Source organism: Streptomyces cyaneofuscatus (assembly GCF_042718795.1).
Classification (GTDB): domain Bacteria; phylum Actinomycetota; class Actinomycetes; order Streptomycetales; family Streptomycetaceae; genus Streptomyces; species Streptomyces cyaneofuscatus_A.
Genome location: NZ_JBHXOX010000044.1, coordinates 1 through 16126, shown reverse-complemented (window position 1 = coordinate 16126; position 16126 = coordinate 1). Strand labels below are relative to the sequence as shown.

Below are 16126 nucleotides of genomic sequence, written 5' to 3'. Positions count from 1 at the left end.
ACACCGAAGGCAGGCCCCGCACATAGCCACCGATCCACAGGTCTTGACAATTGCTCGCTTCGGGCCGGTAGAGGTCCTGCCGTCGGTCCGTAGCATCGGGCACTTCCGCTCCAGGGCGATCGGCCCCGACAGCAGCCCCGAGCCGTACCGCTCCGCACTCGCGACGGCGTGGTTCCAGCACACCACCGACGTGCCGTCCGAGGACCGCGCGGAGCCCGGACCGCTGCGCATCCCCTGGGACGAACCGGCAAGGGACTTCGAGCTCCAGGTCAGCGCTGCTGCCACTGCTCCCGGGTGATCCCGTAGCGCACTCCCCCCTGGTCCGCACCGTCGAGCACCTGCATGTCCTCCGGAACCGGGATCTCGCCCGTAAGCGTCAGGCCGGCCTTCTCCATGACGCGGCGGGAGCGGCTGTTCACGACTAGCGTCTCGGCCCAGACCGAGCGCATGCCGAGCTCGGTGAACCCCTTGTGCAGCAACGCCAGCGAGCCCTCGGTGGCGTAGCCCCTGCCCCAGGCCGCCTTGCGCAGACGGTAGCCCAGCTCGGCATCCTCGCGCGGTCCTTCGCTCTCGGGCCACAGCGAGAACCAGCCGATGAACGCGCCGCCGTCCTTCTCGTGCACGGCGAACAGACCAAACTCACCCTGCCACCGCCGGTACTCCGCGACGATGGCCGGCATGACGAGCTCGCGCATCTCCGCGGCAGGCCTCTCCGCCTCGCCGGGGGGAAGGTAGCGCATCACCTCGGGGTCGCTGTTCAGCTCGATCAACAAGTCCGCGTCCTCGAGAGTGACATGGCGCAGGATCAGCCGCTCGGTCTCCAGGTAGGTATCCACGGGCGCGGATCCTGCCCGAGACGGGCAGCCCAGCTCAACAGGTTTTCGCCGCGCCCCGCCGGTCGGGAACGGACCCGGCACTCAGGGTTCTCCGGTCTCAGACCGATGCGGTCAGGTGGAGCGCGAGGACTGCCCGGACGATGGCGGTGATGCGGGTGGTGCTGCGTGATGCGGGTGGTGCTGCATCGGAGTTTGCGCAGGAGTCGCCAGGTCTTGAGGGTAGCCATGGCCTGTTCGCCGAGCGCGCGGATCTTGGCGTGAGAGCTGTTGACGGCCTGCTGACCTGCGGACAGCTTCTCCCAGCGGCCACGGTAGGGAACCCGCACCGTACCGCCCGCTCCCTGATACGCCTTGTCGGCCCAGCAGAGGATGTCCGCCTGGGCGGCCAGGGTGTCGATGATGCCGTGGGTGCGGGCGGCGCGGATGTCGTGCACCGCGCCGGGCAGGGCGTCCGAGGCCCACAGCAGACGCCCGAACGGATCGGCGATGACCTGCACGTTCATCCCGTGCTTCTTGTGTTTTCCGGAGTAGTACGGGCGGTCAGCGGCGATGCGGTCGATCGGCAGCAGCGTCCCGTCGAGGATCACGAACGCCTCGCGCGCTGCCGTCCGGACGGCCGTGGCGAGGTCAGGCGCGAGAGCGGTCAGGACCTCGACTGCCTCGGCCACATACCGGTGGACCGTGCTGGTCCCGACGCCGAAACCGGCCGCGAGCTGCGCGTAGGTGTGTCCGCACCGCAGGTGGGCCAGGACCAGCAGGGCTTGGCCGTCCGCCGGAAGCCGACGCCACCGCGTACCCAGTTCACGGCGCCGGGCAACCAGCAGGCGGGACAGGAACCGAAGGGCCGAGCTGGACAGATCGATCCCCGATGGGTAGACAAGCACATGAAGCTCCGGGCAGACAGGTTGATCTTGGTCAACAACCCATACACCAGGAGCTTCACCTCTTCCCGCACGCGGCCCCACACCAACTCACGCCGCTGTCAGCCAGGTTGGAAAAGGCTCCGTAACGCGATATCACTGAGGTGTCCTGGTCGGCCGAGATCGGCAGGCTGCTGTGGGCCTCACCCGCTCTGCCCGGCTCCACTCACGACCTGACCGCCGCCCGCACCCATGGGATCCTCGACAGCCTGGCCGACGCGGGGCTCAGGTGCTGGGCCGACGGTGGCGAGCAGGCCCAACCCGATCCGCGCGTTCGCCTGAAGACGCTCCGCCGACTCCTTCAGCGCGGCGTCCCGCGCAACGACCATCCGCTCGCCCTGCGTGATGGCCACGGCACCGGCTTCCGCGGTGTTCCCGGTTCCCGCAGACGCGCTTGTGGAAAAGGCTCAGTCATACGCATGCCGCTAAATCCACAGAGGGGTCCGTACCGGTCGACCTCAGCAAGTGGCTACTGGCGATCACTCCGATCGTCCTGTTGCTTCTGCTGCTGTCGGTATTTCGGTGGAAGGCACCGCAGGCAGGGCCTCTGGGCATGTTTCTGGCTGCCGCCGTGGCTGTGATTTTCTTCCGTACGTCGTGGGAAACGGCCGCCGTCGGTATGGGAAGGGGGCTATGGGACGCCGTCTTCATCCTCCTTGTCATCTGGCCGGCACTGCTCCTCTACCAAGTAGGGGTGGCATCCGGCGCATTCGAGGGTCTGCGCCGCGGTCTCTCCCGTTACAGTCGCAACCACGTTTTCCTGGTCCTTGCCTTCGGCTGGGTCTTCGTGTCCTTTATGCAGGGAGTCGCCGGCTTTGGTGCGCCCATCGCGATCGTCGCTCCTCTGCTACTGGCCATTGGTGTGCGGCCGGTGTACGCGGTGGTGATTCCGCTCATCGGGCACGCATGGGCAAGCATGTTCGGCACGCTCGGTATCGGCTGGATCGCACTGCTTCAGGTCGTCGACATCCAGGACGAACTGGCGACAGCGCTCGCAACGGCCGCTCTGCTCGCGCCGGTGACGCTGGTGTCCGGCGTGACGATCGCCTGGATGGCCGGCAAGGGGCCTGCTTTGCGGCTGGCATGGCCATTCATTCTGATCATTGCCGTTCTCCACGGCGGAATCCAGTTCGTGATCATGTACTGGGAACCCTTGCTGTCCAACTTCCTGGCCGGTGCGGTCGCACTCGTCGCGCTCTACCCCTTGTCCCGCTGGTCGCGATACAGCGAACCCGCTCATGACGTCAAGGACGCCCCTGCGATGCGGGAGCGCGGTGGTGAGCAGGAGCAGTCGGAAGACGGTGCCGATGCTGCCGTGATGGGGTTGTCGTGGGCCCTGCTGCCCTACGTCGTCCTAACCGTCGTGTCCGTACTGACACTGGCCATCGGCCCAGTGGAAGACCTGCTGGGGAAGTGGGAGTTTGGCCCACCCCTCCCTGAGGTGTCCACCGGATACAACGTCGTAACCGAAGGCGAGAATTCGTACTCGCCCATCGCGCCGCTCACCCACCCCGGCTTCGCGCTGCTGGTGGCCGTACTGGTCAGTTGGTTGGCGTTCCGGGCGAAGGGCTTTTTCGAGGCGCAGGAGCGGCGCGAGGGCCGCACCTCTTTCTGGGCCGAGCTGGCGGCCAATGCCACTCCCGCATCGGTTGCCATCATGTCCTTCCTGGTCCTGGCGAGCATGATGCAAGTCTCCGGCCAGACAGAACTGCTGGCTCAGGGCGTCGATGAAGTGCTGCCCCCGATGGTCTGCGCCTTTGCCTCTGCCTACATCGGAATCCTGGGCGCCTTCCTGACTTCCAGCAGCACATCGGCAAACGTACTGTTCGGCCAGCTCCAGCAGGACATCGGCGTTGGTGCCGGACTGCAGCCGAGTGGCTTCCTCGCTGCCCAGGGCGCAGGCAGTTCGCTGGGCAACGTGTTCGCGCCGGCCAACATCGTGCTCGGTACCGGCACGGCCGGAATCATCGGCCAGGAGCATCAGGTGTTGCGTAAGACCCTGCCATGGACGCTCGCGGTCGGCGCCCTCGTCGGTCTGCTCACGCTAGTGCTGGTGTAAAACCCACACCGCACCACCTATCCACAGACTCCAGGAGGAACCATGAAGGAAAACGACTGGCTGCTCGTATCCCTAGTGCTGTTCCTGGTCGCACTGCCCGTGCTGAGCCTGGGCACGTATCACGACGTGCCGCCACTGTGGATCTTCGGGCTCGTGCTTGTCGTCGTGGCCGGGCTCGTTCCTGTAATCCTGCGCTTCGCTCCTTCACCTGGCGACAACGGGAAGGACGAGTAAGCCGCTCTGCACGGCACGTCGTGCAGATGAGATATCTGGACGCTGCCGTGACGCCCGTCAGCTACTCGTTCCTCCCCCACCCTCACGCGTCAATGGAACGCGTCGATACCATCGGAAGGTTGACATGGCTGCGCCCATTGGTCCCCGCACTGGACGGCCCCCCACGCGCGCCCGGCGCGGAATGGTTGCCACGCCCCACGCTCTCGCCTCCAGCGCGGGACTACAGGCACTGCGCCGCGGCGGCAGCGCCGTGGACGCTGCCATCGCGGCTAACGCGGTGCTCTGCGTGGCCTATCCGCACATGGCCGGCCTGGGCGGGGATGGCTTCTGGCTGATCGCAGCGCCGGACGGTGAGGTCACCGGCGTGAACGCCTCGGGCCCCGCCGCGATGGCGGCCACCCGCGACTATTACCGTGAACGCGGACACGCGGATGAGATGCCCCTGCGTGGGCCCCTGGCGGCTGTCACTGTGCCAGGTGCGATCGACGGCTGGCGGCTCGCACACGAACGGTACGGCAAACTCCCTTGGGCCGACCTCTTCGACGACGCGATCCATTGCGCCCGGGAGGGGGTGGCGGTGGGCCGGTCGCTCGCTGACTGGCTGGTGGACGACCTCGATCTGCTCAAGGCCGAAGGGAGTATGGCGTCGGTCTTCACCCCTGAAGGCAAGGCCGCCCGTGAAGGCGAACTGCTACGACAGCCCGACCTGGCCCGCTCCTTGGAGATCCTGGCTGAGCGGGGTGCGCGGGAGGGCTTCTATGAAGGAGAGGTGGGCCGGAGGTTCTGTGCAGCGCTGGAGGCCGGCGGTTCGCCACTGCGGACCGGCGATCTGGCTGCTTACCAGGCACATTGGGAAACGCCGTTGTCGGCCGACTACCGCGGGCACACGGTCTATCAGATGCCGCCCAACACACAGGGCTTCACCGTCCTACAAATCCTCGCCCTCGTAGAGGGATACGACGTGGCCGGGTGGGGTGACAACACACCGGACTACTACCACCACATCGCGGAAGCGGTGAAGCTCGCCTTCGCCGACCGGGACGAGTGGCTCAGCGACGGTCACTGGGTCGACATCCCACTAAGCGAAATGCTCGATCCCGCGTACGCTGACCGACGGCGGGAACTGATCCACCCCGACCGGGCCATGGTCATGGACGAGGTCGAGCCAGGACTGCGCTTCGGAGACCAGCACCGCCGGTCCCCCTCAGGCGACACCTGTGCGTTCAACGCCGTCGACGCAGACGGACTGGTTGTCTCGGTGATCCAGTCGATCTACCACGACTTCGGCTGCGCCTTCCTCGCCGGGGACACCGGGATCATTCCCCAGAACAGGGGCTCCTTCTTCTCGCTGGACGACAACCACGTCAACCGCATGGAACCTGGCAAGCGCACCTTCCACACGCTGATCCCTGGCATCGCGCTCCGGGACGGCAAGCCGTGGCTCGCTTTCGGCAGCATGGGCGGGGAAGGACAGCCCCAGAGCCATGTTGCACTGCTCACGCGGCTGATCGACTTCGGCTACGACGTGCAGCAGGCCATCGAGGCACCACGCTGGCTGATGGGACGTACCTGGGGCATCGTGGACCGCGATCTTTCCCTGGAGGGACGCATCCCCGACGAGGTGATCCGTGAACTGATGCGGCGCGGCCAGCCTGTGAAGATGCTGCCCGACTGGGACGACAACATGGGCCATGCCCAGGCGATCCGCATCGACCACGAGCGAGGACTGCTCGAGGGAGGGGCCGATCCCCGGGGAGACGGTGCGGCGCTGGGCTGGTGACCCTCAGCGCGCAGGACCTCTGAGGTGGGAACAGGCGCCGGGCGTGTGCTTCGCGCCCCCGCCTCCTGTCCGGCGGTGTGTCGATGCATGTGCGTGCGCGGGTATAGCAGCACCGGAAGGACCGGCAGGATGCTGGTCTTGGCCGTGGTGGAGCAAGCTGCGGACCGGCAGTAACAGCAGGGCGGACGAGCAGAGCCGTACGTCGGCCGCCGGCGCCTGCAGAGACGACACCGAGAAGCGTGTTTCGTCGCTTGGGACCACCGGCTGACGGGCGTCCCGGGGGCGTCCGGTTCATTCGTCCCCGGCAGGCTCCTCTTCCGCGTTCCGGTCCTCCGCCAGGACCTGCCAGACACGGTAGGCGGCAGCGAGCACCGGAACAGCCAGAACGGCCCCGGCGATCCCCGCGAGCATCGTCCCGGCGGTGACCGCTACGAGAATGACGGCACCATGCAGTCGCACCGCCTGGCCCATGATGACCGGCTGCAGCAGGTTTCCCTCAGCCTGCTGCACAAGGAGCACCGCACCCAGCACCAGCAGGGCGTCGGTGAGACCGTTGCTGACCAGTGCGATGAGGACGGCCACGGCACCCGACACCAGCGCGCCGGCGATGGGCACGAACGCGGTGATAAAGGTCAGGGCCGCCAGGGGGAGCGCCAGCGGCACCCCGACCAGCAGCAAGGCCAGTCCGATGCCCACCGCGTCCACACCGGCGATCACCAGTTCGCCGCGGATGTAGGAAACCGTTGTCCGCCAACTGGCACGGCCCGCCATGTCCACCCGGGATCGTACGCCGGTGGAGGCGGCGCGCAGGACCCACTGCCACATGGTCGTCCCGTCTTTGAGGAGGAAGAACAGCAGGACCACCGAGAGCAGGGTCGCGGTCATGACCTGGGTCACTACGCTCGCGCCGCCCACCGGGTCCGGTGCGGCCTCCAGTACGCTCGTTCGCAGGCTCTTAAAGATCGACTCCATCCGCTCGTCGCTCACCGGTAGCAGTTCGGCCAGCCGGTCCACGCTCTGCGAGAGGCCGCTGCTGAGCTCAGGCCACTGATCGACCAACTGGCTGATGATCACGAAGAACGGCAGTGCCACCACCACGAGCAGGGTCACCACACCGATTAGGGCCGCGAGCCAAGGTGGCAGCCCGACACGGCGCAGGCGGCGCGGTACCGGCTCGATCAGTGCAGCCATCAGCAGGGCGACTACCACGGCCAGCGTCACCGGGGCCAGTTCGACCATGAGTGCTAGGACCAGGCCCGCTGCGGCGGCCAGGACCAGCAGACAGGCGGCCGTCAGGGCTGCTTTGCGAAGCCGTGGTGACGGATTCGCTCGGTGAGGAGAGCTCATGAGATGGAAACAACCCCTGCCTTGAATGCCGATGGCTCATCAGGTGAACCGTTGGGACGATTTCTCGCGTGGGGCACGAAGCCGGAGAGTGGTGACGGCTGTCCCGTCCACGGATCCTTCGCGCCAGTGCCGAAGGGCGGGCGCGGTGCCGGACATCGGTACCCGTCAGCCGGTGGGGAGGGACGGGTTGTGCGGAGGTACGCGCTGAATCGCCAGAAGGGTGGCGTCGTCCTCGGAGGCGGGGCCGGACATGGCGGCTCCGATGACGCGGACGAGTTCGTCGAGGTTGCGGTGCGAGGACGCCTGGGTCGCAGCGTCGAGCAGGACTTCCAGCCGTTCGCCGAGGTCCTCATCGCGCCGCTCGACCAGACCGTCGGTGTAGAGAAGAACGATGTCGTCCATCTCCATCACGGTCTCCACGGCGTGGTAAGACATCTTTTGCAAGGTTCCCAGGGGCGGACCGGTCAGCGGATCGAGCAGTTCTGCTCGTCCCCGCCTCAGGCGTACGGGTGGCGGATGGCCGGCGCAGGTCCACCGCAGCAGATGATGGTGCGGGTGGTACCGCGCGATGAGGGTGGTCGCGGTGGACTCCAGGCCGTCGTCATACGTGATCTCGTTAAGCCAGGCCGTCAGTTCCTCGACGCGCGCTCCGGTGAAAGCAAGACCGGCCAGGGCGTGACGCAACTTGGACATGAGGGAGACGGCGTCCAGACCGTGCCCTCGGGCGTCACCGACAGCCAGCAGGGCCAGCTCTCCCGGCAGGGCCCGCACTTTGTACCAATCGCCCCCCACACGTCCCTCGGCCGGCCGGTAGTGCACCGCGGTACGCAGACCTACGGCGCGACCGGAGAAGGCAGCCCGGGGCTGCACCGCCTCCTGAAGGCGGCGGGCGACGAAGTGGTCATGCTGCGCCCGCTGTTGACTGCTCTCCAGTTCAGTGATGTCCTGAACGATCAGACGAGCTCCGAGCAGGGGTGCCCCTTGAGGGGGATACAGTCCCTCAGCGGCCAGACTCACTTCCTTACCGTCCGCGATTCGGGTCTGGGCACGCGCCTGCGACGAGGTCTGCAGACCTAGGAGAAGCTCGTGGAGGGCTGCGGGCAGCGATCCGGTCGTCAGCGCGCCCTGACGTGCGGGCCGGTACCAGCCTTCGGCCCCCAGGCCGAGCATCCTCCCGAAGCCTGCCGACGCCCACAGCGTCCCCGTCAGAATGTCATATTGGGCCCAGCCCAGGCCGGCGGCACGCTGCGCTTCGTTCGCCATCTCCTTGTCGGAGACGGTCGTGGCGAGGCCCACAATGCCCCCCAGTCCGGGACCGAGCGGGTAACCGCGCACGGTACAGGCGTCTCCCGGGTCTTCCGCCGGCCCTATCGGCAGGACCAACGGGCGGCCCGACGTGACGGCGTCCCGCACAGCTTCTTGCCAACGCTCACCACTGGCGCGGGCGACGTCGAAGGCCGCGGTCGTCGCGGGCGTAGCATGCACCGCGCCGACGGATGCCGTCTTGCTCCCGCTAGGCCGGATCACGTCCATCACCACAGCGTCCACCTCTCCGGCCCCCAGCCCTCCCGTCTCCACCCGATGCCGTGCATAGGCGCGGGCACGGCCACGAAGGCCTGCGATCTCCCTGAGAAGCCGGAGAGAAGTCACGTTCACCCTCGTCCCGTACCGCGGAGAAATACCGAAAATTTCAGGCACGAACTCACACTAGACGAATGGATTCGCAAAAAAGAAAACTTGCGTGGCGAAAGATCAGAATTCCCTAGATCCCCAGCTTCATCCTTGCAGCCTTCGCACCGGTCCCCCGCCGCACCAGTGCGAAGGCTGCAAGGAGATCGACCACTCAGCTTGCGCCTACGGCGTCTGGCACCGATTCTGGAACGGATGTGCTGCGCAGGTCCATTTAGGCATATCAGCTTGCGCCTCTCCTCAGACCCGATTCCACGGCCTCGGCGGTTGAGGGGTATGAAATCAGCGTGACAGAACCCGGTCTTCGCCAGTCCCGACACATCGGCCTGAGGGGAACTCGTGATGCCCGACGTCGCTCTGGTCGCCACAGGCGGCACCATCGCTTCGACGCAGGAGCACGGCGGTCGAACTCCCACCTCGTCCGGTCGCGACCTGCTCGCACAGGCCGGACTGAACGCCTCTAACGTCCATGACCTGGACCTGGGCGGGTCGTTCGCCTGGAGCCTGGAAACCATGCGCCAGGTGGTGGAACGAGTACGGGACGTTCTCGGCCCTTCGGCCTCCGGAAGCGGGAGCACCCGGCCGACCGGCGTGGTGGTCACGCATGGCACTGACACCATGGAAGAAACGGTCTTCCTGGCCTCCCTCCTCCTCGACGAGCGGCGCCCCGTCGTCTTCACCGGCGCGCAAGAACCGTACGACTCACACGCACCGGACGGTCCCGGCAATCTCAAGGACGCCTTCGCCGTGGCCTCATCCCCCAAGGCGCGGGGACGGGGGCCGCTGCTGTGCTTCGATGGATCCGTCTTCACCGCACGAGGCGTCAGCAAGGTCGAAACGCTGTCCAAGCATGCGTTCGACGCTCCTGGTCGCGGCCCCGCACTGCGCGTTCATGACGGCCGGGTGACGGAGCTGCACCCCATGCGCCCGCTTCCCCCGCTCCGTAACGTTCCCCCTGACACTGGTCTCCCCCGGGTTGACATCGTCGCCTCGTACCCCGGAGCGGACGCCGTCACGTTGCGGGCCTCAGCGGACGCCGGGGCAGCGGGCATCGTGCTGGCGGCACCTGGGACGGGAAACACCACACCAGCCGTAGTGGCCGAGGTCGCCCGCCTGACAGCGGCGGGCACTGCGGTACTGGTCTGTTCCCGCGTGCCGAGCGGCCCAGTGCTTCCCCTCTACGCGGGTGGCGGCGGAGCGGACCTCCTCGCCGCTGGAGCAGTATTCGGCGATGACCTGAGCCCCTGGCAGGGACGGCTCCTGCTTTCCGTCGCGCTGGCCGGTTCCGGAGGAACCACGAACGGAGTCGTTCGCGCAGCACATACCGTCGGCGACTGGGCGAAGAACCCCAGCTGACGAAAGCCGAACCACCTGAAGACTGGCCGGAGCGTGCCACTTCGCATCCGGTCCGCACGTAGGCAACGGCCGAGGAAAGGAACGTGAGGAAAATGCCCAAAGAAATATTCGTCGGTTTCGGCGTAGACGTCGACGCGGTCGGTGGCTGGCTCGGCTCCTACGGCGGGGAGGACTCGCCTGGTGACGTATCGCGGGGAATGTTCGCCGGCGAGGTGGGCGTACCCCGGCTCGTGGAGCTCTTCCGACGAGCCGGGATCCGCCAGTCCTTCTTCTGGCCCGGCCACTCCGTCGAGACGTTCCCTGAACAGTTCGAGGCCTGTGTCGCCGCCGGACACGAGATCGGAGTACACGGCTACAGCCACGAGAACCCCATCTCCATGTCCCCGCAGCAGGAGCGGGACGTTCTCAACTACTCTGTCGATCTGCTGACCCGCCGCTCGGGCAAGGAGCCGACCGGGTACGTGGCACCGTGGTGGGAGTTCAGCGAATCCACAGCGGATCTACTGCTGGAGCACGGCATCACCTACGACCACTCGCTGATGCACCGCGACTTCCAGCCCTACTATGTGCGCTCGGGCGACTCCTGGACGCGTATCGACTACGACGAGCCGGCCTCCTCGTGGATGAAGCCGCTCCAGCGCGGTGAAGAGACCGGCCTGGTGGAGATTCCGGGAAACTGGTACCTGGACGACCTGCCCCCCATGATGTGGATCAAATCCTCACCCAACAGCCATGGCTACACGAATGCACGAGATATCGAATCGCAGTGGCGTGACCAGTTCGACTGGGTGTACCGGGAGATGGACTACGCGGTGTTCTCCGTGACCATCCACCCCGATGTCTCGGGTCGCCCCCAGGTACTGCTCATGCTGGAACGGTTCATCGACTACATCAACGGTCACGACGGCGTGCAATGGGCCACCTTCGACGAAATGGCCGCAGACTTCAAAAGCCGCCGGACCTGACTGGCGCCGAAGGCCCGACGTCATCCTCGAGCCAGCGCAACGCTTGGGCGCGTCTACTTCCAGGACGGCCCCCGCCGCGCCGGGAGCCTGGACGAGGTTCGGTTCACCGACATCGAGCACCTTGAGTTCGACCTGTAGCGGTCACTCACCGGCCGTGCCGTACGCTCCCAGCGCCGAGGGGGCCTGGTGCCGGGGGCAGTTCCGCCACCGGCACCAGGGGTCCGAGCCATACTCCAGGAGACCCGGACCTGTCCCGCGCACCCATACGGCACGGTCTGCACCAGACCCTATCCAGCGCGGCCGGGAGGTCGGCTACCGGTGGCGCGGGGCGGTGGCCCGGCCACGCGTGGAGGGCCGGCACCGAAGTGCCTGCCCTCCACGTCATGGCGTTGCTCTGCTTCTCACTACCGGTACTCCACCAACCACCAGGTCGTCATTGACGCCGGCACCCGCCTGGTCGTCGTGGTCAGCTGGCCGCTTGCCGGGAACCGCAATGACTGCAAGGCATGGGAGGAATCCGGCGCCAAAGCCGCCGTTGGCAAGACGCTCACCATCGCCGACGGCGGCTACCCAGGCACCGGATTCGTCATGCCCCACCGCCGACGCGCAGGCGAAGACCTGCCCGAGTGGAAGCAGGCGCACAACAAGTCCCACAAGCAGGCCCGCGCACGCGTCGAGCACATCTTCGCCCGCATGAAGACTTGGAAGATCCTCCGCGACTGCCGCCAAAGGCGACGGTGTCCACCACGCCATGCTCGACATCGCCCGGATGCACAACCTCGTCCTCGCCGGGTAGACCGGCGGCCACACCGCGACTGGTCCTGCCCAGGAGGACCCGGAGATCATTTACGGGGGACAGCCCTTTACCCGAACCACGGACGTCATCCGCGCTCAACGTCGATACTGGCGGCTCCGACGACGCTACGGCCCAACCGTTACCGACACCTGCCAGGAAGTCACCAGCAAGCTCTGGAGCGGCCTGGCCCACCGCCACTACCAGCTCCACCGCCGTGTCGAACTCCCCCACGAAATGGTCCGGGTCAAGGGACTAGAGGTGGAACCGGACAGGACTGCCCCCTGGCGGATCGCAGATGGATACCCCGAACGCGTCACGCTGATCGTCCTGTTCGCATCGGCCCATTGGAGACGAGCGGTCCTTAGACATCGTTTCTTATGGCGTGATCGTTCGTTGATCCGTGCATGACGGATCTGGTGGAGCGGTTAGTGCCGGAGGAGTTGTGGGTGCTGTTCCGGCGTGTGGTGCCGCCGACTGAGGTGAAGCGCCCGCAGGGTGGGGGCCGCCGCCGGGCGGGTGACCGTGAGGCTCTGGCCGCGATGATCTTCGTGGCGACGTCGGGCTGCACCTGGCGGCAGTTGCCGCCAGTGTTCGGTCCGGCCTGGCAGACGGTCTACCGGCGGTTCGCTCAGTGGAGCCGGGACCGGGTCTGGGCCAGGTTGTATCGGGTCATGCTCGACGAACTCGGAGCCCGGGGTGAGCTTGACTGGTCGCGGTGCGCAATCGACTCGGTCAGTGTCCGGGCTGCAAAAGGGGGCCTTTGACGGGACCGAATCCGACCGATCGCGGCAAGCTGGGATCGAAGATCCACCTGATCACCGACCGCAACGGACTCCCACTGTCTCTGGGTATATCCGGTGCGAACATGCACGACAGCCTGGGCCTGGAACCGCTCGTGCGCGGCATCCCACCCATCCGCTCCCGTCGCGGCCCGCGCCGCCGACGCCCGGCGAAGCTGCACGCCGACAAGGGCTACGACTACGACCACTTGCGTCGGTGGCTCCGCAGCCGCGGCATCGGCCACCGTATCGCCCGCAAAGGGGTCGAGTCCTCACAGCGGCTCGGCCGTCACCGGAGGGTGGTCGAGAGGACCGTGTCCTGGCTGGCCGGCTGCCGACGGCTCCACCGACGCTACGAGCGCAAAGCCGAACACTTCCTCGCTTTCGTCGGCATAGCGGCACTCCGCATCTGCTTCCGTCGGCTGACTACCTGAATCCGGCGACGGGGCGGGGTGGTGAGCTGGCCACGTCAGAGACCCGACGGGTGGCTGGAAAGCCAGTCGGCATGCCGATCGCTCGTCCGATCCCGTTCCCCGGGCGTAGCAAGGAAGACATCGGCGCCGCCGTCGTAGGGGTGGTAGATGCGTCGCATCTGGGTGTCGGTGATGAGGACTCCCGCCACCTTGTCGTCAGCGATGTCACGGAGCGGCTCGTCGAGGCAGCCATATCGCCAGGGTCGGCGGGCGGCGAAGAGGTGGCAGTAGGTACAGAACTCCGGGTCTGGATCGTCCTCCACCAGCAGGGTCTGCCAGTAGCCATCGCCTGGCTGGGATGGCGGAACCTCGGCTTCGGTCGCCCAAACCGGGGTGATCACGTAGATATCCCCACCGGCGAACAACTCATCAAGGACGGTGTTGTACCGCTCCAGGACGACGCCGTATTCGCTTTCAACCTCTGCGTATCGCTTCGACTCCGGCAGGCTGTGGAAGCGCACCCAGAGATCCCGGTACGGGTCGCGGAGCTTGTACCCGACCGGAGGACAGTCGGGCCAGTGCTGCTGCCATAGCTCGGTCAAATCCGCTTGTACGCCTCCAGACACTTGCCGCACCCGTCCTCTCGCCATCGGCTCCCATCGACGACCATGATGCCCGGCACTCATCCACCAATAGAAACGACGTCTTAATGACGAACTTCTCGTCGTCGCCCAGGCCCTCGACGAATTCCACCGCCGCGGCCCGTTGCAGACGCCCCTTCGGCGCACCAGCCGCACGTGGCTCAGCACCACCATCGAGGCCACAGCCAGGCAGATCGAAGGCCTCCTGAACCCTTCAAGGGGCGCAACCCGCGTCTACGGCCCGGTAAGGCATCGATGTCCACCGACGGTCGGCGTCCTTGACTGATCACTCAGCCGACGAGCGAGTGGGAGACCATCTGCCCGAGCCGGAGCAGGACTCTGGTTGACCTTCACCTTGGGGGAGGCCACAGCATCGGTGAGGCCGGGCGACATGCTCGGCATGAGGAGGAGAGCGGGCATGGAGTTGCTGACTATCGGGACGTTCGCGAGGGCATCCCGGCTGTCACCGAAGGCGCTGCGTCTCTACGACGAGCTCGGTCTGCTAACTCCCGCTCGCGTCGACCCGGTGACCGGCTACCGTCTCTACGCCCCGGAACAGCTGGAGCAAGCCCGGCTGGTCGCCTGGCTCCGGCGCCTGGGGATGCCCCTGGCCCGCATCCAGCAAGTCTGCACGCTGGAGGCAGGGCCGGCAGCTCGGGAGGTCCGCGCGTTCTGGGCCCAGGTCGAGGCCGACACCGCCACGCGACGAGACCTCGCTTCCTTCCTCATCGGCCATCTGTCCTGGAAGGACCCTGCTATGTCTCCGACTGCTAAGCCCCTAGGAATCCGTTACGCCGCTCTTTCCGACACGGGCCTTGTCCGTGAGAGCTAACTCAAGAACAGTCGGTGAGAGCAACCAGGACACCGCCTACGCAGGGTCCCGCCTGCTCGCAGTCGCCGACGGCTTCGGCAGCGGAGGAGCCCCCGCAAGCGCCGCCGCCGTCGACGCGCTCAAGTGCCTCGAAACCGACAGCATCCCGGCAGGCGAACTCCTCAACCTCCTCGAGGTCGCCATCGAACAGGCCAAACAGGCCGTCAACGGCGTCGCCGAAACCACCTCGTCGCCCGAAGAGGCCGGCACCACACTCACCGCGATGCTCTGGACCGGCTCACATCTGGCTCTCGTCCACATCGGCGACTCCCGCGTCTACCTCCTGCGCGACGGAGAGCTGTTCCAGATCACCCACGATCACACCATGGTGCAGTCGATGGTCGACGAGGGACGCCTCAGCCCGGACGAAGCCGCCTCCCACCCCCAGCGGTCCCTGTTGCTACGAGCCTTGGGCCAAGGAGCCGATGGCACCCCCGACATGCGTCTGCACGACGCCCAGCGGGAAGACCGCTACCTGCTCTGCTCCGACGGCCTGTCGACCGTCGTGCCGACTCAAGAGATCCACCGGGTGCTCTCCGAGATCAGTGAACCCGAGCAGGCGGTCCGCGAATTCATTGCACTCGCCAATGGCTCCGGCGGCCCCGACAACGTGAGCTGCGTGGTCGCGGACGTCATGGAGCTCCAGCAGTAGGAGCGAGCTGCATGTACTTCGAGTTGCAGCAGATCCGCTCCCATGAACTCATCCGCGAGGCGGACGAATACCGACTCGCCCAACAAGTCAGGAAAGCCACATCGGCTCCCCGATCCATGCCGGCCAGCACATGGCGACCTACTCCACGACGCCTGCTGGCTTGGCTCCGCGGGTGAACCATCACGCTGCCTACGGTTGAGCGGGACACCGACCGCCAACCTGTCCCACTCAACCGTAGGCACCGCAGGTCAGAGCCTCCCCCTGCCCGAAGATATCTGGGACAGGACAGGACCACTGCACCGTTCGTGCCATCGAACCTTGACCGCCCAGGTCGCCTCACGAGGCGGTGTCATTCCCCTGTTGGATGATCCGGCCATGCTGATAGCGACCAACGAACTCGGCCACGTGGTGAAGCGCGCCACCAAGCCCGCCATCGGAACGATGCTGGCCGACCCCGGCGCGGCGGTGAGCCTGCTCCGGTCCCTGCTCGGCCGCCCCGACCTTCCCGCCCGTGCGGCCGGGCGGCTCGCCCTCGGCCTGACCCGCAACGCCCTCCTCACCCTCCCCTCGGCCGGCACCGTCGACGTTCTGGGGCAGATCCTCGTCCTCTCCCAGCTCGCCGACGAGGTCCGCGGGGAGATCCGGCTGGAGCGCGGGCTCGTCCTCAACAGCCAGCTCTGCAGGAGCGAGGGGAAGGCCGAGACCGAGCGTGCCGTGTCCGAGCTGCGCTCCCGGCCCGACCTGCGCGTACGGGCCCTGGCCGCGCTCGCGAACCCGTTGTCCGCCGT

11 protein-coding genes and 6 pseudogenes are annotated in these 16126 nt (G+C 66.7%); 12 read left to right on the top strand and 5 right to left on the bottom strand.

The window, feature by feature from the left end; all coding sequences use genetic code 11:
• Positions 1 to 43 precede the first annotated feature (43 nt).
• Positions 44 to 298 (top strand): hypothetical protein, encoded by a 255-nt coding sequence (locus ACFWRT_RS34995; protein WP_380954964.1) that lies wholly within the window; start codon positions 44 to 46, stop codon positions 296 to 298.
• On the opposite strand, the gene ACFWRT_RS34990 is transcribed toward ACFWRT_RS34995, so the two are convergent.
• Positions 270 to 836 (bottom strand): GNAT family N-acetyltransferase, encoded by a 567-nt coding sequence (locus tag ACFWRT_RS34990; RefSeq protein ID WP_380954962.1) that lies wholly within the window; start codon positions 834 to 836, stop codon positions 270 to 272. The genes ACFWRT_RS34995 and ACFWRT_RS34990 overlap by 29 nt on opposite strands.
• A gap of 97 nt (positions 837 to 933) precedes the next feature.
• Positions 934 to 1720 (bottom strand): annotated as a pseudogene (locus tag ACFWRT_RS34985) (transposase family protein).
• Positions 1721 to 1881: 161 nt separating this feature from the next.
• On the opposite strand from ACFWRT_RS34985, the pseudogene ACFWRT_RS34980 reads away from it, so the two are divergent.
• The 4 genes and pseudogenes from ACFWRT_RS34980 to ggt all read left to right on the top strand — a co-directional run.
• Positions 1882 to 2004 (top strand): annotated as a pseudogene (locus ACFWRT_RS34980) (IS5/IS1182 family transposase); the annotation flags it as partial.
• Between the two features lie 146 nt (positions 2005 to 2150).
• Positions 2151 to 3815: an L-lactate permease gene (locus ACFWRT_RS34975; protein ID WP_380954960.1), complete on the top strand. Its 1665-nt coding sequence runs from the start codon at positions 2151 to 2153 to the stop codon at positions 3813 to 3815.
• 42 nt (positions 3816 to 3857) lie between these two features.
• Positions 3858 to 4049: a hypothetical protein gene (locus ACFWRT_RS34970; RefSeq protein WP_380954958.1), complete on the top strand. Its 192-nt coding sequence runs from the start codon at positions 3858 to 3860 to the stop codon at positions 4047 to 4049.
• Between the two features lie 124 nt (positions 4050 to 4173).
• Entirely contained in the window at positions 4174 to 5829 is a 1656-nt protein-coding gene (gene ggt, locus ACFWRT_RS34965; protein WP_380954957.1) for a gamma-glutamyltransferase, read from the top strand.
• A 291-nt stretch (positions 5830 to 6120) separates the two neighbouring features.
• On the opposite strand, the gene ACFWRT_RS34960 is transcribed toward ggt, so the two are convergent.
• Together ACFWRT_RS34960 and ACFWRT_RS34955 are read right to left on the bottom strand one after the other, a co-directional pair.
• The gene (locus ACFWRT_RS34960) at positions 6121 to 7176 is read right to left on the bottom strand and encodes an AI-2E family transporter (RefSeq protein WP_380954955.1); all 1056 of its coding nucleotides are present in this window, start codon (positions 7174 to 7176) and stop codon (positions 6121 to 6123) included.
• Positions 7177 to 7341: 165 nt separating this feature from the next.
• Positions 7342 to 8709: a PP2C family protein-serine/threonine phosphatase gene (locus ACFWRT_RS34955; protein WP_380955009.1), complete on the bottom strand. Its 1368-nt coding sequence runs from the start codon at positions 8707 to 8709 to the stop codon at positions 7342 to 7344.
• A 498-nt stretch (positions 8710 to 9207) separates the two neighbouring features.
• On the opposite strand from ACFWRT_RS34955, the gene ACFWRT_RS34950 reads away from it, so the two are divergent.
• The 5 genes and pseudogenes from ACFWRT_RS34950 (at position 9208) to ACFWRT_RS34930 (ending at position 13195) form a co-directional block, all read left to right on the top strand.
• Entirely contained in the window at positions 9208 to 10221 is a 1014-nt protein-coding gene (locus ACFWRT_RS34950) for an asparaginase (RefSeq protein ID WP_380955007.1), read from the top strand.
• Positions 10222 to 10313: 92 nt separating this feature from the next.
• A complete protein-coding gene (locus ACFWRT_RS34945) occupies positions 10314 to 11186 on the top strand; it encodes a polysaccharide deacetylase family protein (protein WP_380954953.1) in 873 nt (290 codons plus the stop codon).
• 42 nt (positions 11187 to 11228) lie between these two features.
• Positions 11229 to 11324 (top strand): annotated as a pseudogene (locus ACFWRT_RS34940) (telomere-protecting terminal protein Tpg); the annotation flags it as partial.
• Between the two features lie 258 nt (positions 11325 to 11582).
• Positions 11583 to 11982: pseudogene (locus ACFWRT_RS34935) on the top strand (transposase); the annotation flags it as partial.
• Between the two features lie 404 nt (positions 11983 to 12386).
• Positions 12387 to 13195, top strand: a protein-coding gene (locus ACFWRT_RS34930) for an IS5 family transposase (RefSeq protein ID WP_380954951.1) whose coding sequence is annotated in 2 segments (ribosomal slippage) — positions 12387 to 12734 and positions 12737 to 13195 — 807 coding nt in all. Because the reading frame shifts where the segments join, the coding sequence is not laid out codon by codon here.
• 35 nt (positions 13196 to 13230) lie between these two features.
• On the opposite strand, the gene ACFWRT_RS34925 is transcribed toward ACFWRT_RS34930, so the two are convergent.
• Entirely contained in the window at positions 13231 to 13776 is a 546-nt protein-coding gene (locus ACFWRT_RS34925) for a DUF3885 domain-containing protein (protein ID WP_380954950.1), read from the bottom strand.
• 457 nt (positions 13777 to 14233) lie between these two features.
• On the opposite strand from ACFWRT_RS34925, the pseudogene ACFWRT_RS34920 reads away from it, so the two are divergent.
• Both ACFWRT_RS34920 and ACFWRT_RS34915 read left to right on the top strand, forming a co-directional pair.
• Positions 14234 to 15338 (top strand): annotated as a pseudogene (locus tag ACFWRT_RS34920) (MerR family transcriptional regulator).
• 375 nt (positions 15339 to 15713) lie between these two features.
• Positions 15714 to 16126, top strand: a pseudogene (locus ACFWRT_RS34915) (helix-turn-helix transcriptional regulator); the annotation flags it as partial.

Coding starts and splice junctions, on each gene's coding strand:
- ACFWRT_RS34970 (WP_380954958.1), top strand. CDS start 3,858: ATGAAGGAAAACGACTGGCTGCTCGTATCCCTAGTGCTGTTCCTGGTC.
- ggt (WP_380954957.1), top strand. CDS start 4,174: ATGGCTGCGCCCATTGGTCCCCGCACTGGACGGCCCCCCACGCGCGCC.
- ACFWRT_RS34960 (WP_380954955.1), bottom strand. CDS start 7,176: ATGAGCTCTCCTCACCGAGCGAATCCGTCACCACGGCTTCGCAAAGCA.
- ACFWRT_RS34955 (WP_380955009.1), bottom strand. CDS start 8,709: ATGGACGTGATCCGGCCTAGCGGGAGCAAGACGGCATCCGTCGGCGCG.
- ACFWRT_RS34950 (WP_380955007.1), top strand. CDS start 9,208: ATGCCCGACGTCGCTCTGGTCGCCACAGGCGGCACCATCGCTTCGACG.
- ACFWRT_RS34945 (WP_380954953.1), top strand. CDS start 10,314: ATGCCCAAAGAAATATTCGTCGGTTTCGGCGTAGACGTCGACGCGGTC.